The sequence below is a fragment of the Mycobacterium asiaticum genome (assembly GCF_001668675.1).
Lineage (GTDB): Bacteria > Actinomycetota > Actinomycetes > Mycobacteriales > Mycobacteriaceae > Mycobacterium > Mycobacterium asiaticum_D.
This window is the reverse complement of the sequence record NZ_LZKQ01000249.1, coordinates 1-20,621: the sequence shown is the minus strand read 5'-3', so window position 1 is coordinate 20,621 and position 20,621 is coordinate 1. Positions and strand designations below refer to the sequence as shown.

16 protein-coding genes are annotated in these 20,621 nt (G+C 66.2%); 12 read left to right on the top strand and 4 right to left on the bottom strand.

What is annotated here, in order from left to right; translation table 11 throughout:
- Positions 1-158: 158 nt before the first annotated feature.
- The 3 genes from A9X01_RS21320 to lysX all read right to left on the bottom strand — a co-directional run bounded on the left by A9X01_RS21320 (position 159) and on the right by lysX (position 5,459).
- Positions 159-596, bottom strand: coding sequence for a DUF6653 family protein (locus A9X01_RS21320; protein WP_065122648.1), 438 nt, complete (start codon positions 594-596; stop codon positions 159-161).
- Between the two features lie 6 nt (positions 597-602).
- Positions 603-2,051 carry an alpha/beta hydrolase gene (locus A9X01_RS21315; protein ID WP_065122647.1) on the bottom strand — a complete coding sequence of 483 codons (1,449 nt, stop codon included), beginning with the start codon at positions 2,049-2,051 and terminating at the stop codon, positions 603-605.
- A 72-nt stretch (positions 2,052-2,123) separates the two neighbouring features.
- Positions 2,124-5,459, bottom strand: a complete 3,336-nt coding sequence (gene lysX / locus A9X01_RS21310) for a bifunctional lysylphosphatidylglycerol synthetase/lysine--tRNA ligase LysX (RefSeq protein ID WP_065122646.1) — start codon at positions 5,457-5,459, stop codon at positions 2,124-2,126.
- Positions 5,460-5,906: 447 nt separating this feature from the next.
- Here lysX and infC point away from each other — a divergent pair, with 447 nt between their 5' ends.
- The 5 genes from infC (at position 5,907) to A9X01_RS21285 (ending at position 9,148) form a co-directional block, all read left to right on the top strand.
- Positions 5,907-6,494 (top strand): translation initiation factor IF-3, encoded by a 588-nt coding sequence (gene infC / locus A9X01_RS21305; protein WP_155772208.1) that lies wholly within the window; start codon positions 5,907-5,909, stop codon positions 6,492-6,494.
- A gap of 42 nt (positions 6,495-6,536) precedes the next feature.
- Positions 6,537-6,731: a 50S ribosomal protein L35 gene (rpmI, locus tag A9X01_RS21300; protein ID WP_036356030.1), complete on the top strand. Its 195-nt coding sequence runs from the start codon at positions 6,537-6,539 to the stop codon at positions 6,729-6,731.
- A gap of 85 nt (positions 6,732-6,816) precedes the next feature.
- Positions 6,817-7,206, top strand: coding sequence for a 50S ribosomal protein L20 (gene rplT / locus A9X01_RS21295; protein ID WP_036356032.1), 390 nt, complete (start codon positions 6,817-6,819; stop codon positions 7,204-7,206).
- A gap of 13 nt (positions 7,207-7,219) precedes the next feature.
- Positions 7,220-8,041: a TrmH family RNA methyltransferase gene (locus A9X01_RS21290; RefSeq protein ID WP_253849273.1), complete on the top strand. Its 822-nt coding sequence runs from the start codon at positions 7,220-7,222 to the stop codon at positions 8,039-8,041.
- An 84-nt stretch (positions 8,042-8,125) separates the two neighbouring features.
- The gene (locus A9X01_RS21285) at positions 8,126-9,148 is read left to right on the top strand and encodes a PE family protein (RefSeq protein ID WP_081282526.1); all 1,023 of its coding nucleotides are present in this window, start codon (positions 8,126-8,128) and stop codon (positions 9,146-9,148) included.
- Between the two features lie 25 nt (positions 9,149-9,173).
- On the opposite strand, the gene A9X01_RS21280 is transcribed toward A9X01_RS21285, so the two are convergent.
- On the bottom strand, positions 9,174-10,229 hold the full coding sequence (locus tag A9X01_RS21280) for an oxygenase MpaB family protein (protein ID WP_065122650.1): 1,056 nt from the start codon (positions 10,227-10,229) through the stop codon (positions 9,174-9,176).
- Positions 10,230-10,436: 207 nt separating this feature from the next.
- On the opposite strand from A9X01_RS21280, the gene A9X01_RS21275 reads away from it, so the two are divergent.
- From A9X01_RS21275 to A9X01_RS21245, 7 genes are all read left to right on the top strand, one after another.
- The gene (locus A9X01_RS21275; RefSeq protein WP_065122643.1) at positions 10,437-11,348 is read left to right on the top strand and encodes an adenylate/guanylate cyclase domain-containing protein; all 912 of its coding nucleotides are present in this window, start codon (positions 10,437-10,439) and stop codon (positions 11,346-11,348) included.
- Positions 11,349-11,357: 9 nt separating this feature from the next.
- A complete protein-coding gene (locus tag A9X01_RS21270; protein WP_065122642.1) occupies positions 11,358-12,173 on the top strand; it encodes a rhomboid-like protein in 816 nt (271 codons plus the stop codon).
- A gap of 194 nt (positions 12,174-12,367) precedes the next feature.
- The gene (gene pheS / locus A9X01_RS21265; RefSeq protein WP_065122641.1) at positions 12,368-13,411 is read left to right on the top strand and encodes a phenylalanine--tRNA ligase subunit alpha; all 1,044 of its coding nucleotides are present in this window, start codon (positions 12,368-12,370) and stop codon (positions 13,409-13,411) included.
- Positions 13,411-15,897: a phenylalanine--tRNA ligase subunit beta gene (pheT, locus tag A9X01_RS21260; protein ID WP_065122640.1), complete on the top strand. Its 2,487-nt coding sequence runs from the start codon at positions 13,411-13,413 to the stop codon at positions 15,895-15,897. The genes pheS and pheT overlap by 1 nt, the downstream gene beginning before the upstream one ends.
- A gap of 220 nt (positions 15,898-16,117) precedes the next feature.
- Positions 16,118-17,638, top strand: coding sequence for a PE family protein (locus A9X01_RS21255; protein WP_081282524.1), 1,521 nt, complete (start codon positions 16,118-16,120; stop codon positions 17,636-17,638).
- A gap of 353 nt (positions 17,639-17,991) precedes the next feature.
- Positions 17,992-19,548 carry a PE family protein gene (locus tag A9X01_RS31925; protein ID WP_065122649.1) on the top strand — a complete coding sequence of 519 codons (1,557 nt, stop codon included), beginning with the start codon at positions 17,992-17,994 and terminating at the stop codon, positions 19,546-19,548.
- 215 nt (positions 19,549-19,763) lie between these two features.
- Positions 19,764-20,621 (top strand): PE family protein (locus A9X01_RS21245; RefSeq protein ID WP_065122638.1); only part of this gene is annotated, 858 nt, incomplete at its 3' end.

The window sequence follows — 20,621 nt, the reverse complement described above, 5'->3', positions numbered from 1 at the left end:
CGCCCCCCCCCCCCCCCCCCCCCCCCCCCCCCCCCCCCCCCCCCCCCCCCCCCCCGCGGGGGGGGGGGGGGGGGGGGGCCCCCCCCCCCCGCGCCCGGGTCGGGCACGGGCGGCGGTGTCGCGTCGGAAGGAGGTGGTTGGTCGGGCATGTCGCCAGGCTACTGGTGGGGGTCTGTGCCGGGTTGGTGGCGCGCGAGATACCGCACCATCAATTGCCAGTACAGCATGGTCAGCGCCATTTGCGCCGCGACGGACACGACGGCCGGTTTCAGCTGACGGCGCCGCGCCGCGATCGCCGCGCGAAGCGCGATTGCCGACGTGGCAACGCTGAGCAGCGCGGCAACATCACGGGGCCGCTCGGTGATCCACAGTTCCTCGCCGAGCATGGCCCGCGTCGCCCAGGCGTCGAGGTGCTTCGGCTTGCCGAAGACCACCGGATTGACTGCGAACCACACCGCGAGAAGCACAGCGTGGCGGGGGCGTCGGGTCCAAATCGGCACCAGCGTCAGGGGCGTGCTGGCCCACCGGGTCCACGCGCTGCACGGGTGGCAGTGCCGCGCGAAGATCGCGCGGCGGACACCGGCAACTCCGGGCATTCGGGCTCACCGCCCGGCCGTGACGACTTGTACGGGCGCAAAACCCGCCGGCGCTGGGGGAGTCGGCATGCCCGGCAGCGGAATGCGCGACGTTGCGGGGGTGCCCAGCTGTCCGGCCAGCCATGGCAGCGCCGCGGCGAACGCGCGGTCGGCGAACGGCCAGTCGTGCTTTCCGGGCGCGGGCACCACCGCGCAGTCGATGCCGTAGGCGCGGCCCACCGCACACAGGGCGTTGGCCGCAGCGGTCTGGTTGCCGGGGTTGGCCTGGGCGGCGCGCCCCGCCAGCCGCATTGCGGCGATGTCGACGATCGGCGGTCCGGCCGAGGAGATCGCGAACCATCCCGCGACGCCGGTGTAGGGGCCGTGGCGGGCGATGACGGTGCTCGGGTCATAGCTGGCCCATGCTTCGGCGCTGCCGCCGAACAGCCTGGCGATGGTCTCGGCTTTGTTTCCCGCGTTGGGATACAGGTCGCCGGCGACGTCGACGAACGCGCTGAACAACGTGGGATGCATGACGGTCAGATCCACCGCGCAGGTGCCGCCCATCGACCAGCCGACGATGCCCCAGTTCGCTGGCTGCGCGCTCACCCCGAACTTCGAAAAGATATACGGGACAACATCTTTCGTGAGGTGGTCGGCGGCATTGCCGCGGCGCCCGTTGACGCATTCGGTGTCGACGTTGAAGGCGCCGCCCGAGTCTACGAACACCAATACCGGCGCGTTGCCGTCGTGGGCGGCGGCAAAGTCGTCCATCGTCTGGACCGCGTTGCCGGCCCGGGCCCAATCCGCCGGAGTGTTGAATTGGCCGCCGATCATCAGCACGGTCGGCAGCCGCGGTGGCGGGTCGCTGGCAAACCACGCCGGCGGCAGGTACACCAGCTCCCCGCGGTGCTTGAAGTGCGATGCGTCCGAAGGGATGACGACGGGCACCACGCTACCGTGCGGCGGCCGCGCCACCTTGCCGGCCATCGCGACCATCCCCGCGAAGGTGGCCTGATCGGTCTGGTCGGGCAGCGGGCCGGAGGTGAGCTGGCTCCAGGCGGCCTGCACGGTGGGGAAGTAGCCGACCCACATGTTGAGCGTCAGCGCGGTGCTGAGCAGGCACAGCGGCACCGCCAGCAGGGCAGCGGCACGACGCCGGCGGCGGGCGCCGCGCCAGCCGACGACCAGCACCGTGGTGGCGATTGCGGCCATCCCGGCCCAGGCCCACAGCGCATCCGGCGCGGGCTCGTCGGCGAGTCTGCTGACATACGCGCGCGTAGCGCAGGCCGCCGCGATGCCGGCAAGCATCGCCACCGGCAGCCGTCGTAGCAGCCAGTTGCGCGAACGCCGGCCGACCGCCAGCGTCAGCGCCGCCGCCGACACCACTTGCACGGTGATCGGCACCCAGCCATGCATCAGCGAGGTGTGACTGAATGCTGACGCGGTCACGCGCTCATTGTCAGTCTTCGGCATCCCACGCGGGATTATGTTTCCGAAAGATTTCCTGTGAATCGGCTGGACGCGGCGGGTCGGCTAAACAGCAAATTAATGGGGCTTAGCCAGCGGGAACGGCAACGTCTCCCGGATGCTGCGCCCCGTGATCAGCATGACCACTCGGTCCACCCCCATCCCGAGGCCACCCGTCGGCGGCATCGCGTACTCCATCGCCTGCAGGAAATCCTCGTCGAGCTCCATCGCCTCCGGGTCGCCCCCGGCGGCGAGCAGGGACTGCTCCTCCAGCCGCCGCCGCTGCTCCACCGGATCGGTGAGCTCGCTGTACGCAGTGCCCAACTCCACACCCCAGGCCACCAGGTCCCAGCGCTCGGCGACACCACGTTTGCTGCGATGTGGCCTGGTCAGTGGGGATACCGAGGTGGGGAAGTCGATGTAGAACGTCGGTTGCTCGGTGCGGTCCTCGACCAGGTGCTCGTAGAGCTCCAGGACCACTGCGCCCGCATCCCAATAGTTGCGGTACGGGATTCGCGCTGCGTCCGACAGCTTGCGCAGCGTCCTGAGGTCGGTCTCGGCGTCGATGTGCTCACCCAGGGCCTCGGACACCGCGTCGTGGACGGTCTTGACCGGCCAGACTCCGGAGATATCGACCGGTTCGAGTCGTGCGCCGTAGCTATTCGAATCATCTTGAGCGCGGGGCCGCATCGCCGTCTGGGACCCATTGGCCGCCTGCGCCGCATTCTGGATCAGTTCGCGGCAGCCATCGATCCACACCCGATAATCGGCATGCGCCTGGTAGGCCTCCAGCAGGGTGAACTCCGGGTTGTGGCTGAAGTCGACGCCCTCGTTGCGGAACGCGCGGCCGAGTTCGAACACCCGCTCCACCCCGCCGACACACAAGCGCTTGAGGTACAGCTCGGGAGCGATCCGCAGAAACAAGTCCATCGCGTAGGCATTGATGTGGGTCACGAACGGGCGGGCCGTGGCGCCGCCGTGCACCTGCTGCAGGATCGGCGTCTCGACCTCGATGAAGCCCTTGGCGAAGAGCGTCTCGCGGATGGAACGCAGCACACTGCTGCGCGCGGTGATCAGGTCGCGTGACTCCACGTTGACGGCCAGGTCCACGTAGCGCGTGCGGACCCGGGCTTCCGGGTCGGTCAGCCCTTTCCACTTGTTCGGTAGGGGCCGCAGGCACTTTCCGGTCAACCGCCAGCGCCTGACGATCAGCGACCGGGTGCCCTTCTTGCTGTACCCCATGTGCCCGGTCATCTCGACCAGGTCACCCAGGTCGATCGCCGCGTTGAAGTCACCGGCGCGGCCGTCCTCTAACTGGGAATTGTCCAGCAGCACTTGCACTTCGCCGGACCAGTCACGTAGGTGCGCGAACAGCACGCCGCCGTAGTTCCGGATCCGCAGGATTCGGCCGGATACTGAGATGGTGGCGTCATCGTCTGCCGTCAGCGCCTCGGCAACCGTGTGCGTCGGCGGCTCTCCCACGGGATAGGCTTCCACCCCGCTTTTGCGGAGCTTCTTCAGCTTGGCCAGCCGCACCCGCACCTGCTCGGGCAGGCGGCGGTGGGCGTCGTCGTCCTCGGGGATGTCGGCTTCCTGCAGGCCACTGACGTCAGGTGCGGTGCCGTCCGGATGCAACAACCCGGTGTCGACCAGTCGCTGCGGCACGGCTCGGTGATGTCCGGTGTGCATTTTGTCGCGCCGGCTGAATGGCAGCACCAGGAAGCCCTCGGCGATCACGGATGCGACGCCCACCCGCGGCATCATGCGGGCGTCCTCGTAGCAGGCGTAGCGCGGAACCCATTCGGGCTGATACTTGTCGTTTGAGCGGTACAACGTCTCGAGCTGCCACCACCGCGAGAAGAACACCAGCAATCCGCGCCACAGCCGTGCGACGGGTCCCGCCCCGAGCTGCTCACCCTGCTCGAAGGCCGACCGAAACACCGCGAAGTTCAACGAGATTCGGCTCAGGCCCAAATTCTGGGCGTGCAGCGTGAGCTCGCTGACCATCAGTTCCATGGTGCCGTTGGGCGATTCGCGGGAACGGCGCATCAGGTCCAGCGAGACGCCGGTGGTGCCCCAGGGCACCAGCGACAACATCGCCACCACCTGTCCGGCCGGGTCGACCGCCTCTACCAGCAGGCAGTCGCCGTCGGCCGGGTCGCCCAGTCGGCCCAGCGCCATGGAGAAGCCGCGTTCGGATTCGGTGTCGCGCCAGGCATCCGCCCGTTCGACGGTCTGGGCCATCTCCTCTGGGGGGATGTCGCGGTGGCGCCGAATGCGCACCGTCAGCCCGGCCCGGCGGGCGCGGGTGACCGCTTGGCGGACGCCGCGCATCTCCGGGCCAGACAACTTGAAGTCGGCCGGACGCAGGATGGCCTCGTCGCCGAGTTCCAGCGCGTTCAGTCCCGCTTCCCGGTACACCTGGGCGCCTTGGGAGCTGGCGCCCATGACCCCAGGCGCCCAGCCGTAGGTCTGGCACAGCTGCAGCCACGCGTCGACGGCATGCCGCCATGCCTTCGGGTCGCCGACGGGGTCGCCGCTGGCCAGACAGACACCAACCTCGACGCGGTAGGTGAGGGCGGCGCGACCGCTGGGCGCGAAGATCACCGACTTGTCCCGGCGGGTGGCGAAGTAGGCCAGTGAGTCGTTCTTCCCCCATAACTCGACCAGCCCCCGGATGGCGGACTCGTCCTCGCCGGTCAGCGCGTTGTCGGCGCGCTGCGAGAGGAACAGCACGATCGTGGCCGCGATCAAGGCCAACGCGCCGAACAAGCCGAAGATCGCGTTGAGGAAGACGTGTGGCCGGCCGGTGAACAGATCGGGGTCGGCGAAACCGAACCCGACGACCCGGTTGGCAACGTAGGGCAGCCGCTCCTCAGGCGCCAGCGTCCCGGGGAACATCTCCACCAGAGCCCAGGACGCCAGAATGCCTAGCGCGCCGCCGATCCCGAGCACCGCGGCGGCCCGGAACAGCGCGCCTCTGCGGACTTTGGCCCAGAACTCGCGATAGCCCAGCACCAACAGGACGATTGCCACCACATGGAAGGCGAATCCGAAGTTCTCCCCGAAAGCCTGGGCCGGGGTGTTGTCGCCCGCGGCGATATCGGCGACGTTGATGACTGCATGGACCACCATGTTGCCCAGCAACACCAGCCAGGCGATGCGTTTGCGGGCAGTGAGCGCGGCGGCGAGCAGGGCCAGCACAAATGACCACGCGAAGCTGGTGTCGGGAAAGTTGAACAAATAGCTGTTGATGAAGACGCGCGGCGTATGGATCAGCCATCGGATCAACGGTGAGACACTGGCCAGGAGTGACAGGGTGGCGATGACGCCGACTGTCCAACCGGCTGCCGCGGGCAGCCAGTGGTAACGGCTCTTCGCCCGGCGCACCGGGTGGGATTTGGTGAGTGTCACAGACCGCGAGGATATTCGCTATAACCCAGAAATTCCTGGGGATCGGCCCGGCCTGTCCGGACGGGAATGACACGCCGTGGTGCCCGGCGCCGGCCGGCTTGCTCGGCGGCCACGACCCGCCGGGCCGAGAACACGCGTCATGCCTGCTAGACTGTCTGCTGCGACCATCCCGGCCACGGTCAGGGACAGTTAAGTGGAGTCCCACTCCCACCGATTGCCACGAGGAGCCTCAGGCTTTCTCAAGGTAACTCGGTCCGGTCACAGGCATAGCGAATGCCTGCTCTGCGCGTTGTGCGCAGGCGGTTTGACATACGTCCAAGCCGCGATCGGTCGGCATTGGGCCCTGCTTGTGCAGGGCTTTTCTGCTGTTGGCTGGTGTCTCCCCGCTGTTTCGGCCCACGTTCAGGCATGGAACGCAACGGATTGAAAGCCAACAAGGGAGGCCCCATCAGCACTGAGACCCGCGTCAACGAGCGCATTCGCGTGCCTGAAGTTCGATTGATCGGCCCTGGGGGGGAGCAGGTAGGCATTGTGCGTATCGAAGACGCACTCCGCGTTGCCGCCGATGCCGATCTCGATCTCGTCGAAGTTGCTCCCAATGCCAGGCCACCGGTCTGCAAGATCATGGACTACGGGAAATACAAGTACGAGGCGGCGCAGAAGGCGCGCGAATCCCGCAGGAACCAGCAGCAGACCGTCGTCAAGGAACAGAAGCTGCGACCCAAGATCGACGACCACGACTACGAGACCAAGAAGGGCCACGTAGTGCGCTTCCTCGAAGCCGGGTCCAAGGTCAAAGTCACCATCATGTTCCGCGGACGTGAGCAGTCGCGGCCCGAACTCGGGTACCGCCTGCTGCAACGTCTTGGCGCGGACGTCGCCGAATACGGATTCGTCGAGACGTCGGCCAAGCAGGACGGACGCAACATGACGATGGTGCTGGCGCCGCACCGCGGAGCGAAGACTCGCGCCAGGGCGCGGCATCCGGAGGAGCCGGGAGCGGCCGACGCGGCCGGCGACCACGCACCGTCATAACTCGAATTTGCAGCACGACCAGAATCAGAGGACCTAGAAAACATGCCCAAGGCCAAGACCCATAGCGGCGCTTCGAAGCGGTTCCGGCGCACCGGAACCGGCAAGATCGTCCGGCAGAAAGCCAACCGGCGCCACCTGCTCGAGCACAAGCCCAGCACGCGCACCCGGCGGCTGGAAGGCCGCGCGGCGGTCTCGGCCAACGACGCCAAGCGGGTCAACAAGCTGCTGAACGGCTAAGCCGGCGCCGAGAACCACCCACCAGAGACAGCGGGCTGGCGGCAGCCCCCGACCATCACGTTTGAAACGGAAGTAGGAACAACCCATGGCACGCGTAAAGCGGGCGGTCAACGCCCACAAGAAGCGGCGCTCCATCCTGAAGGCCTCCAAGGGCTATCGCGGGCAGCGGTCCCGGCTCTACCGCAAGGCCAAAGAGCAGCAGCTGCACTCGCTGAATTACGCCTACCGTGACCGTCGTGCGCGTAAGGGCGAGTTCCGCAAGTTGTGGATCTCTCGCATCAATGCGGCCGCGCGTGCCAACGACATCACCTACAACCGCCTGATCCAGGGCCTCAAGGCCGCGGGCGTCGAGGTGGACCGCAAGAACCTGGCGGACATCGCCGTCACGGATGCTGCGGCGTTCACCGCACTCGTCGAGGTCGCCCGGGCCGCGCTGCCCGAGGACGTCAACGCTCCGTCCGGAGAGGCTGCCTGACTTCGCGGCACAGCTGCTGACCGAGCGCTCGGCCAAGGTGGTCGCGGCGGTCAAACTGCATCGCCACGTCGGCCGGCGCCGCTCGGGACTGTTTCTCGCCGAAGGCCCAAACCTGGTCGCGGCCGCCTTCAGTCGCGGCCTGGTTCGCGAGATGTTCGCCACCGAGGACGCCGCCCAACGCTATGCGTCGGTGCTGGTCCCACCGATCCACCTGGTGACCGATCGCGCCGCAAAAGCGTTGTCCGACACGGTGACTCCGACCGGCCTCGTCGCGGTGTGCGACATGCCGGCCCTCCGCTTGGACGAAGCGCTGACCGGTTCGCCCCGGCTGGTCGCGGTGGCCGTGGATATCGGCGAACCGGGCAATGCCGGCACCTTGATCCGTCTCGGCGACGCGATGGGCGCTTCGGTGGTCGTGCTGGCCGGGCACAGCGTCGACCCGTATAACGGCAAGTGCCTGCGTGCCTCAACCGGCAGCATCTTCAACATTCCCGTCGTCATCGAACCGGACGCTGCCGCCGCTGTTACCCAGCTGCGGACGGCCGGACTCCAAGTGCTGGCCACCACGGTCGACGGTGAAATGCCCCTCGACGACCCCGAGCTGCCACTGGGCCGGCCGACGGCGTGGCTGTTCGGGCCCGAAGCCCACGGTTTGCCAACCGATCTCGCTGCCAGTGCCGATCACCGGGTGCGCATCCCGATGGCCGGGGGAGCGGAGAGTTTGAATGTCGCCGCCGCCGCTGCGATCTGTCTGTATCAGAGCGCGCGCGTTGCGACCGGAGTCCCGAGCCTGACCCCAGGCGGTATCTTCCGCAAATCTCGGAAAAAGATCTGAAAATCATTGGTGACGGCGTTGCTGGTTGTTACTATTCGGCTCTCGTCCAATAAGGCGACCCGGCTCTCCGTCGAAGGGGAAACTATGTCATCAGTCAGCGTGGTCCCAGAAGCCCTCACCGCCGCGAGTGCAAGTTTGCATGATCTCGGATCAGCGCTACGCGGTGCGAGCACCAAAGCTCTTAGTCAGGTAACGGCGATCGCGCCTCCGGCCGCAGACGAGATTTCCTCGGCTATCACGGCGCTCTTCGGTTCGCATGCCGAGGAATTCGCCCAAGTGAACGCCCGGGCTTCGGCTTTCCATGCTGATGTTGTGAAGTTGCTCAGCGGCAGTGCTTCCCAGTATGTGAACGCCGAGATCGCTAACGTTCAGCAAACGCTGGTCAACGCGATTAATGCGCCAGCGCAGGCTTTGCTCGGACGTCCGCTGATCGGGCCAGGCGGTGTTGCGCCGGCCCAAGCCATCCACGAGAGCAGCACAATTCCGACGCCGTTCGGCCCGATCACCATTACCCAGGACGCCATCTTCCCCGAAGCTGGACCTCCCGACTTCGGCACCGGCCCCATCCTCGCGGCTATAAACGCCTCCACCCCGCTGGGACCCTTGTCGTGGTCGATCAACGGAAATATGAACACGACTACAAGTGCGCCTTTCACCTCAACTTTGCAGCTGACCGGGGGGTCAATCACCGTTCCGCCCCAGCTCCGGCTACTCATGGCCGCGGCCGGCCCCACGGTTACCGGTGGGTACTCGCTAGTCCATAGCTTTGACGCGTTTACCTCCGCGCTGGGCAGTGGGAACCTCCTGGGTGCCGCTTCTGCCTTCTTCTCTTCACCCTTCGACTACGCGAACGCCACACTGTTTGGCCACCAGATAGTGGAGGTGCCGTTGGGCGGGATCGGGTCCGGCGGGCCGGAAATAACGTTGCGAGTTCCGTTCGGCGGGCTTTTCGCATCGTCCCAGCCGATGACGTTGTATGCGCCCGGCTACAGCGTTGACGCCGGGGGGGTAACTTCAATTTTTGCCGGAGCGGACTTCGCCTTCAGCGGCTCACGCTTCGGCGGGCTCGGTACGGAGTTCCTGAAGCTCTTCGGCCTGCCGCTCTAGGCGCCTTGAGGCGCCTTAAGCCGCTTTAAGCAGCGGTAGTACGCCCCCGCGCCGGTCGCAAACCGGCGATCGACAGCGTGCTGTGCACCAGGGATCCGGCGCGCTCCATGATGGCGCGCGCAGGTTCCAGCGGGCGGGCGAGCGGGAAGCGGGACCGCGGCGGGAAGTAGTGCATCGGCAGGCCGCGACGATCCCGCGGCGGGCCCATGAACGCCGGCGCCTCGACCAGCGGCGCGTCGTCGCCGATCCGCCCTTCGGCTCGGCGGTAGGCGGCCAGCGCCCGCGGGTGCAGTCGAATCTCGTCGGGCACCGCAAGGAATGCCAACGCGACGAGCTTGCCGAACAGGCGCAGCAGGATCTCGTCGCCCGGCGTCCAGCGCATGCCCGCCTTTTCCCGGACCGCGGGCTCAAACAGGCCCGCGGCGATCCAGCGCTGGCCGGCGACCATCGGCTTGAACAACTGGTCCCAGATCGGCGTGGGCAGCAGGACGAACTTCGGCTTGGGAATCCGGATCTGGAAGATGTCCAGGACCGCCTGGTTGATTTCCAGTTCCTCACGGCCGACCCGCTCCCAATACTCCTGAAAGTCCTCCCAGGACTTGGGTACCGGCCGCATGCTCATGCCATACATGCGGTACCACTGCACGTGCTCATCGAACAACTGGCGCTTCTCGGCCTCCGTCAGCCCGCCGCAGAAATACTCGGCCACCTTGATGACGAGCATGAAGAATGTGGCGTGCGCCCAATAGAACGTCTCCGGATTCAAGGCATGGTATCGGCGGCCCTCGCCGTCAACTCCTTTGATGGTCCGGTGGTAGCTCTTGATCTGCTGACCGGTCTGGGCCGCGCGGTCACCGTCGTAGACGACGCCCATGATCGGGTAGACCGACCGGGCCACCCGCTGCAGGGGTTCGCGCAACAGAATGGAGTGCTCTTCGACCCCGGCGCCAAGTTCCGGATACATGTTCTGGATCGCCCCGATCCAGATGCCCATCATCCCGGTGCGCAGATCGCCGAAATATTTCCAGGTCAGGGAATCAGGTCCGAGTGGGTCGGTCGGTGTCGTCGATGCGGCAGTCATCACGGCCTCCAAAGCACCTCGTTGTGCGCCCACGATAATTGGTGACAACGTACGTTGTCTACGATTCAAGCATAGGCGTCAGAGCGGTGTTACGCAGTCGCCACGCCGCCGTCGCAGCGGCGTGATCAGCGCCTTTGGTGGGATGTTTGACACATGTGGCGTGGTCGTCGTTGCCGGGTTCAACCAGGACCGCCTAACGTTGGATGAGTGGAGGTCGGGGCTGAGGAATCGGAATTCGGCGAACCTGACCACACTGCGACTGCGGTGGCTGACGAAGCGCCGCGACGACGGTCCCCGGCGAAGTGGCTGCGCAACACCAATCACAGTCCTGGCGTGGTCGGGTTCGTCAAGCGTGCTCGACGGTTGCTGCCCGGGGACCCGGAATTCGGTGACCCGCTGTCGACCGCCGGCGCCGGTGGTGCCCGCGCCGCCGCCCGCGCCGCCGACCGGCTGCTCGGCGATCGAGATGGCGCGTCTCGCGAACTGAGCCTGGGCGTTTTGCAGGTCTGGCAGGCCATGACAGAGGCCGTTTCGCGCCGTCCGGCAAACCCCGAAGTGACGCTGGTGTTCACCGATCTGGTGGGCTTCTCGTCGTGGTCGTTGGAGGCCGGGGACGACGCCGCGCTTACGTTGCTGCGCCAGGTGGCCCGCGCCGTCGAATCCCCGCTGCTGGACGCCGGCGGCCACATCGTCAAGCGGATGGGCGACGGGATCATGGCCGTGTTCCGCCGCCCCGATACCGCGGTCAAGGCGGTGCTGCACGCCGAACAGGCGATCAAAACGGTTGAGGTGGAGGGTTATACACCTCGGATGCGGGTCGGCATTCACACCGGACGCCCGCAGCGGCTCGGTTCGGATTGGCTGGGCGTCGACGTCAACATCGCGGCCCGCGTCATGGAACGCGCGACCAAGGGCGGCATCATGATCTCGAGCCCGACCTTGGATTTGATCCCGCAGAGCGACCTGGACGAGCTGGGTGTCACCGTCAAGCGCGCGCGCAGGCCAATGTTTTCCAGCAAACTCACCGGCATCCCACCGGACCTGGCGATCTACCGCCTCAAGACTGGTAGGGACTTGTCAGCTGGCGATAACACGGATGAGACAAACGCCCATGCATAGTGGTAGGCGATGATTTCCACTGTGTTGTCCGGGCTGGCCCGCGTGCGGTTCACCGTGGCCTACGTGGCGGCTCTGGCATTCGTCAGCACCGCGATGCTGCTGATCGACCCGCAGACGCACGACCGGGTGATCCGGCACGCCAGCACCAACCTGCACAACCTGTCGCACGGACGGCTGGGCACGCTGCTGGGCAGCGCCTTTGTCGTCGAAGCCGGGCCGCTGTACTTCTGGCTGCCCTTTCTGACCTGTCTGCTCGTCCTGGCCGAGCTGCAGATGCGCACCCTTCGGCTGATCGTCGCCTTCCTCATCGGGCACATCGGCGCCACGCTGGTGGTGGCCGCGGCCCTGGCGGCGGCGGTCAAGCTCGGCTGGATGCCGTGGTCGATCACGCGCGCCAGCGATGTCGGCATGAGTTACGGTGCACTCGCCGTCCTCGGTGCCCTGACGGCCACCGTCCCCAGGCAATGGCGAGCCGCCTGGGTCGCATGGTGGCTTGCGGTCAGCGTGTCGGCCGCGATCATCGGCGGCGAGTTCACCAACGCCGGGCACGCCGTGGCTCTGACGTTGGGGATGCTCGTCGGCACGCGGTTCCACGGCAGCGTGCACTGGACGCCGGTGCGGGGCCTGATGCTGCTCAACGCCGCAGGTTTCGGGTTCCTGATCCTGTCGCACAGTTGGTGGGGGATGTTCATCGGCACGGTGCTCGGCCTGTCCGGTGCCGCGATCACCCACCTCGTGTCGCGGCGCTTCCGGTCCAGTACACCGGACGGCCCGGGAACCGCGGATGCGGCGCAGCCGGTGCCGGCAATCACAGCCGCGTCCTGACCCAATCCTCGTCCTGGTCCTGGCCGGGCATGCCTGGTGATCCGGGACACATGACGTCATGACTTATGATCGGCACTTGCGTCACACCCGTGCCGCGAACCCACAAGCCCACGTAGCGGGCGCGCTCGAGCCCATCGCGCGGGGTAGCGGCCGGGCAACCCGACCAGCCTCGTCAGCAAGGAGAGTGCCGCCGCGTGGGTGATCAACCCGTCGACCTATCGCCGGAAGCATTGGCGGAGGCGGTCGAGGCCGCCCAGCGCGCCATCTCCCACGCCGACAGCCTGGACGCGCTCGCCCACGTCAAGACCGAGTACCTGGGTGACCGCTCGCCGCTGGCGCTGGCACGCCAAGCGCTCGGCGGGCTGCCCAAGGAAGAACGCGCTGACGCCGGCAAACGGGTCAACCTCGCCCGCAGCGAAGCTCAACGCAGTTATGACGAACGCCTGACGGAGCTGCGCGCCGAACGCGATGCCGCGGTGCTCGTCGCCGAACGTATCGATGTCACGCTGCCGTCGACGAGGCAGCCGACAGGCGCGCGGCACCCCATCACCATCCTGGCCGAGCACATCGCCGATACCTTCGTCGCGATGGGCTGGGAGCTGGCCGAGGGTCCCGAAGTCGAGACCGAGCAGTTCAACTTCGACGCGCTCAACTTCCCGCCTGACCATCCGGCTCGCAGCGAACAGGACACCTTCTACATCGCGCCGGAGAATTCCCGCCAGCTGCTGCGGACCCACACGTCGCCGGTCCAGGTCCGCACATTGCTTGAGCGTGACCTTCCCGTGTACATCATCTCGATCGGCCGGACCTTCCGCACCGACGAACTCGACGCCACCCACACGCCCGTCTTCCACCAGGTCGAGGGATTAGCCGTCGACCGCGGCCTGACCATGGCACATCTGCGCGGCACCCTGGACGCGTTCGCCCGCGCCGAATTCGGTCCGCTCGCGCGCACCCGGATGCGCCCGCATTTCTTCCCGTTCACCGAACCCTCCGCCGAGGTGGACGTGTGGTTCGCGAACAAGAAGGGCGGCGCCGACTGGGTCGAATGGGGCGGGTGCGGGATGGTGCACCCGAACGTGCTGCGGGCGGCCGGCATCGATCCCGAGGTGTACTCCGGCTTCGCCTTCGGCATGGGGCTGGAACGAACCCTGCAGTTCCGCAACGGCATTCCGGACATGCGCGACATGGTTGAAGGCGATGTGCGGTTCTCGCTGCCGTTCGGGGTGGGGGCCTGATGCGGGTCGCCTACAGCTGGTTGCGTGAGGTCGTCTCAGCCGCGGCTCCCGGCTGGGACGCGGGTCCCGATGATCTCGCCCAGGCCCTCGTCCGCATCGGCCACGAGGTCGAAGACGTCGCGACACTAGGTCCCGTCGAGGGCCCGCTGACGGTCGGTCGGGTCACCGAGATCGAGGAACTCACCGAGTTCAAAAAGCCGATCCGGGCGTGCCGGGTCGATGTCGGCGCCGACGAGCCCCAGGACATCGTCTGCGGAGCCACCAACTTCAAGGTCGGCGACCTGGTGGTGGCGGCGCTGCCAGGAACGACCCTGCCGGGCAACTTCACCATCGCTGCCCGTAAGACCTACGGCCGCACCTCCAACGGGATGATCTGTTCGGCGGCAGAACTCGGCCTAGGTGCCGACCATTCGGGAATTTTGGTGCTGCCGCCGGGGACCGCAGAACCGGGCGCCGATGCCGCCGCGGTGCTGGGCCTGGACGACGTGGTCTTCCACCTTGCGATCACACCCGACCGCGGATACGGCATGTCCGTGCGCGGCCTGGCGCGCGAGATCGCGTGCGCTTACGACCTGGACTTCGCCGATCCCGCCGATGTCGCGCCCCTACCCGTCGAGAGGGAGGCCTGGCCGTTGCGGGTGGACCCCGAGACCGAGGTGCGTCGCTTCGCGCTGCGGCCGGTGATCGGGATCGACCCAGAGGCAGTTACGCCATGGTGGCTGCAACGTCGCCTGCTGCTGGCCGGCATACGGCCCACGTCGCCAGCCGTCGACGTCACGAACTACGTGATGCTCGAACTCGGTCACCCGATGCACGCCCACGACCGCGCCCGGATCACCGGAGGGTTGGAAGTTCGATTCGCACACCCCGGCGAAACGGTCGTCACCCTCGATGACGTCAAGCGCAAGCTTGAGCCCGCTGACGTATTGATCGTCGACGAGGTCGCGACCGCGGCGATCGGCGGCGTTATGGGTGCGGCCAGCACCGAAGTGCGCGCCGACTCCACCGACGTCCTGCTGGAAGCTGCGGTCTGGGATCCCGCGGCCGTGTCGCGCACGCAACGGCGACTCCACCTGCCCAGCGAGGCGGCGCGCCGTTACGAACGGGCTGTGGACCCGGCGATCTCGGTGGCTGTTTTGGACCGTTGCGCCCGGTTGCTGGTCGACATCGCCGGGGGAGTAGCCGAACCGGCCCTCACCGATTGGCGCGGTGATCCGCCGCGCGACGACTGGTCGCTTCCACCGATCGCAATTCCTGCCGACCTGCCGGACCGCATCGCCGGTGTGGCCTACGCCCCCGGAACCACCGCGCGGCGACTGACCCAGGTTGGTGCTCGGGTGAGTCAGGGCGGGGACGTTCTGACGGTCACGCCGCCGAGTTGGCGGCCCGATCTGCGGCAACCCGCCGATCTCGTCGAAGAAGTGTTGCGGTTGGAAGGGCTTGAGGTCATTCCCTCGGTGTTGCCGTCGGCTCCAGCGGGCCGCGGGTTGTCACCCACCCAGCAGCGGCGGCGCGCGATCGGTAAATCGCTGGCCATGTCGGGGTATATCGAGGTACTGCCGACGCCGTTCTTGCCGGCCGGTGTGTTCGAGTTGTGGGGGTTGGGCGCGGACGACCCGCGGCGGGCCACCACCAAGGTGCTCAACCCGCTGGAGGCCGATCGACCAGAGTTGGCCACTACTTTGCTGCCGGCGCTGTTGGAGGCGCTGGGGCGCAACGTGTCTCGTGGCCTCGGTGATGCGGCGCTGTTCGCCATCGCGCAGGTTGTCCAGCCGACCGAAATGACCCGCGGCGTCGACCTGATCCCGGTCGACCGCAGGCCCACCGATGCCGAGATCGAGACACTGGATGCCTCGTTGCCGCGGCAACCCCAGCATGTCGCCGCGGTGCTCAGCGGTCTACGGGAACCGCGCGGCCCGTGGGGACCCGGCCGCGCGGTCGAGGCCGCCGACGCGTTTGAGGGAGTGCGTATCGTCGCGCGCGCCAGCGGAGTCGACGTGACGCTGCAGCCCGCGCAGTACCTGCCTTGGCATCCCGGACGGTGCGCTGAGGTGCTGATCGCGGGCGCCGTCGTCGGCCACGCCGGGCAACTGCATCCGGCGGTGATCGAGCGGGCGGGTCTGCCGAAAGGCACGTGCGCCTTCGAGCTGAACCTGGACGCCGTGCCGACCAGCACGGTCCTACCCGCTCCGCGGGTTTCGCCGTTCCCGGCAGTGTTCCAAGACGTCAGCCTGGTGGTGGCCGCCGACGTGCCCGCCCAGTCCGTCGAGGACGCCGTCCGTGATGGAGCCGGCGCACTGCTCGAACACATCCAGCTGTTCGACGTCTTCGTCGGCCCGCAGATCGGCGAGGACCGCAAGTCGCTGACGTTCGCGCTGCGGTTTCGGGCGCCGGACCGAACGCTGACTGAGGATGATGCCAGCGCGGCCCGCGATGCCGCGGTGCGCTGCGCCGCCGAGCGGGTCGGCGCCGAACTGCGTCGCTGAGCCGCATCGCCGGGGGGCGTCTGCCGGCGTGGCGCGGTGCGGCGAGCACGACTCCCTGCGGGACTGCTGTGTTTGCGGCCGGCCAAACCGCGTGTTTCCTGTGAATATCCTGGAACTTACCGGTGAGTAGCATGAACTTACTTGCAAGTAAGAAGATCCGGATTAACGCTGAGTTCACCATCGCGACCACTGGTCATCGGGCAAACCAAGGGAGATCAACATGTCGTTTGTAATCGCGGTACCGGACCTGCTACACAGCGCGGCCCAAGATTTGGCGAGTATCAACACATCGCTTGCCGAGGCCACTGCGATGGCTTCTGCCCCTACGACTGGGATCGCGGCTGCAGCTCAGGACGAAGTGTCGTCCGCGATTGCTTCCCTATTCGGTGATTTCGGCCAGGAATTTCAGACCCTCAGCGCCCAGTCGCAGTTCTTTCACCACGAGTTCGTCGAGTTGATGTCTACGGGTGCACAGGCTTATGCGGTCGCCGAGGCGACTAATGCGGAGCAGACCCTCTTAGGTGCGCTTGGCGCAACGGGCTCGTCGTTATTCGCGAACGGGTTGCCGAGCGGCAGCGCCGGTGCAGCGGCATCGATGACCGGTTTGGCCTCGTTTGTGGAAACGGTCGCCGCGCCCTACCAAGCGTTAGTCGCAAATACGGTCAGAAACGCACAAGCCATCGGAAGCACGCTCAGCGCCTACCGGTTCCCCTTCCTGCAGCAGTTGGTGGGCAACCAACTCGGTTACGGGCAGACGATTGCGACGTCTATCGAGGGCGGCATTGCAAACTTTCCCGCCGAATTAGCCAACTTGCCGACAGCGATCGAAACGGGTGTGCAGCAACTCCTGACCATCAATCCTGTGTCGGTGATGCAAGGGTTCGTCGATAGCCAGGTCAATTACGCGCAGACAATAAGCGGCGGGTTGTTGGGTGCCGCGCGCGACTTTGGCACCGGGCTGCAAAGCCTGCCGTCGGGCTTGACCGCGGCGTTCCAGGACCTACTGTCGGGGAACGGCGCTGCTGCCTATGCCGACCTGAATTCCGCTTTGGTGAACGCGTTCCTGCCGGGATTCGATGCGACGGTTACTCTCACGGATTCAGGGTCGGCGCTGGTGGACATCATCCCGATGGGTCCGCTCGGCGACCTTGCACCAATTCTCGCAATTCCCAACCAGATGGCGCAAAGCTTTACCAACCTGTTCCCGGCTGGATCCGTGCCGGCGCAGATCTCGCAGAACACGACCAATCTGATTTCCGCTCTGACCAATTTCGGAACGACGCTCAGTATCAGCAATACCGCCCACCTCACGCTTGGGCTTCCGCTACAGCTTCTCCTCGACGGCATCGGCGGACCGGTCAACGCGTTGAGTGCGATCAATTCGAGTTCGGTCGCGTTCGTCTCCGCCATCCAGGCGGGGGACGCGCCGGCAGCTGCTGCTGCAGTTCTTGGTGCGCCTGCCGTCATCGCCGATGCGTATCTGAACGGCACCACGGTCATCTCATTGCCGCCCGCGCAGGTTGACTTACTCGGCACCGGCACACCCCTTCCGTCGACCACCGAGATCCAGCTTGGCGGGATACTTGCGCCACTGAGCCTGCCGCAGGTTTTCGTTAACGCCGGTCCCGGCTTCGAACACCTTCAGCTCATGTTGTCGGGCGACACCGAGATCGGTGGTCTGATTCCTGGCCTACTCAATTTCGGTACTCAGCTGGCGCAGGCGATTACCCCGATGTCGTAAGACGCTGGTGGTTGACCTCCCGGCTTGACGGATTTAACAGCGCCGTTAGGAGGCTGCCCGGGCTCAGCTTGCGCCGGCGAAGCCAGCACTGAATGTGCCGGCCGAGCTTCAAAAGCGTCACCGGGCTCGATGGCAGAGCTGGCAGTCGATGCCGAGTTACCCGGCGCGTTCCCGCGCGCCTAAATGAATACATCCTAGGCAGCGCTGGCGCGTGCCCTGCTGCGGAAACTGGCTAAACCTGCCAGTTTCCTGTGAAAACCCATAACTTACTTGCCAGTAGGGTGAGCTGGGATAAATTCATTACGCACTGTGACCACCGGTCACGATTCGGGCAAGTGATGAGGAGTTGGTTTATGTCATTCGTGTTCGCCGCGCCGGAGCTCGTGGAAGCGGCAGCGCAGAACCTGGCGGGTATCAGTTCGTCCCTGGGCCAGGCCACAGCGGCTGCGGCGGCCCCGACTACCGGCATTTTGGCGGCGGGCGCCGATGAGGTGTCGGCCGCGATTGCGCAACTCTTCGGCACACACGGTCAGGAGTTCCAAGCTCTGAGCGCCCAGGCGGCAGCGTTCCACCAAGAATTCGTTGGGATGTTGAACGCCGGTGCCAGCGCGTACGCCAGCGCCGAAACCTCGGGCGTGCAGGCCCTGATGTCGGGTGCGACCTCGGGCGGCCTCGGCAACCTAGGCCAGACCATCAGCACCGCCGTTCAGGCGGAGGTCCAAGGCATCAGCGGGGCATTCGGCGGCGCACCCAGTGCCTTCGGGGTTGCCGCCGGTATGCCCGCGGCGATCCAAGACCTCAACGCCTTTGGTGCTGCAGTTGCCGCGCCGTATCAAGCGCTTGCGGCGAATACGACGGCAAACCTGCAGGCTATCCACAACACATTCGCCGCCAATCCCTCCCCGTTCCTGACTCAGCTTGTCAATAATCAGGTCGGTTACGCCCAGCAGTTTGCTACGGGTCTGCAGGGAGCCATCCAGAATTTGCCCGCCGAGTTGGCCAATGCACCCCTCAACATTCAGGCCTCGTTGCAGGGGCTTGTGAGTGCTAACCCGGCAGCAGTCCTGCAGCAGGTAGCAAACAACCAGATTAATATCGCACAGACGATTGTTACCGGTCTGACGACCGCAGGGCGCGACCTAGGTACCGGATTATCGGCGCTTCCGGCGAGCTTTCAAACCGCTTTCCAGGACCTTGTAGCAGGCAACATGACCGGAGCGGCCAACGCCCTCGGACAGGGGCTGGAGAACGTCTTTCTTCCCGGTTTTCAGGACATATCGTTCACGCTGGGCGACACGGCGCTGATCCCGATCACTCCGCTTGGTCCGCTTGGCGATTTGTTGCCGATACTCTCGATCCCCGGGCAGATGGCCCAGAACTTCACCAACTTGCTTCCTGCCGGATCCATCCCTGCTCAGATCGCACAGCACGCCACCAATGTGTTTAACGTGCTCACTGACTTCGGATCGACGTTCGACCCAACGACGTTGGGCATCAACTTCGGTCTGCCTCTACGCCTGCTATTTGATGGCATAGGCGCACCGATCAATGGTCTCGTCGCACTGCATTCCAGCATGACGGCGCTTGTAGACGCAGTGCAGACCGGCAACGTTGCTGGGGCGGCCGCCGCCGTCCTCGACGCTCCGGCCGTTTTTGCCGACGGCTTCCTCAATGGCCAGACCTTGATAAGCCTGCCGCCATTAACCACGAATGTGGACTTCGGTATACCGGGTCTTCCTCCGTCCTCCCTTACCGCAGTGGCTGAACTGCCCCTCGGTGGCTTGCTAACTCCACTAAGCCCCATTGACAGCAACATCGGAGTGTTGCCCGGCACGCCGGTGGGTGGTCTCATCCCAGGTCTTCTGAGTTTCCGGTCCGAGCTGGCAGCGGCGATTTCCAACCTCATGTAGTGGTGTCGGGTGGCCAGGGCACCACACTTCTGAGGTGTCCTGGCCGACCGGACATCGCTATTGGCGCGACCGCGCGACCTGATTTCACCGCATTACGTCGGCCCGATCAGGTGAAAATAATCGTTTTCATCCGCTGAAATATCGCTCGCGATTAGGCTCCGTCACACCTTGATGACCTTCGAGGTGTGACGGAGCCAGTCGAGTGGAGCGCGAATATGTCATACCTGGTGACGACGCCGGATGTTGTGTCTGCGGCGGCCAATAACTTGGCCGGAGTTCGGGCGGCCCTGCATACCGCGGCGGCATCGGCGGCCGCTCCTACGACCGCATTGACCGTTGCTGCCGGCGACGAGATATCGGCGGCGATCGCTCAACTCTTCGGGAACTTCGGGCAAGAATTTCAAGCCCTCAACGCCCAGGCGAATGCGTTTCATGCCGAGTTCGTCGGCTTGCTGAACAATGGCGCGGCCGCCTATGCCGCTGCGGAAACCGCCAACACATCACCGTTGCAGGCCGTGCTGAATGCCGTCAATGCGCCGACCCAGTCTTTGCTTGGACGACCGCTGATCGGCAACGGCGCGGATGGCGCGCCGGGCACGGGATCGGGGGCGGGGGGCAATGGTGCGCCGGGCGGGTTGCTGTACGGCGACGGCGGGAAAGGCGGTATGGGCGGTCCGGACGGCGGTGCCGGTGGTAATGGTGGCGCCGCAGGATTGTTCGGTAACGGTGGTGCCGGCGGTCCCGGGGGCAGCAACGCGGCAGGCGCTGGTGGAGCCGGAGGCGTGGGCGGGACGGGTGGCCTGTTCTACGGGAACGGCGGCGCCGGCGGAGCCGGGGGCACCGGCACGACGACGAACGGCGCCGGCGGCGCGGGCGGCAACGCGGTGCTGGTCGGCAGCGGCGGCGACGGCGGAAGCGGGCCGTCGGGCGGCGCCGCCGGCAAGGCCGGCCTTTTCATCGGCAATGGAGGCAATGCCGGCGCCGGAGCCGGGGCAACCGGCGCCGACGGCGGGATCATCGGTAACGGAGGCGCGGGTGGATCCAGCGCCTCACAAGCGGGCGGCGCTGGTGCG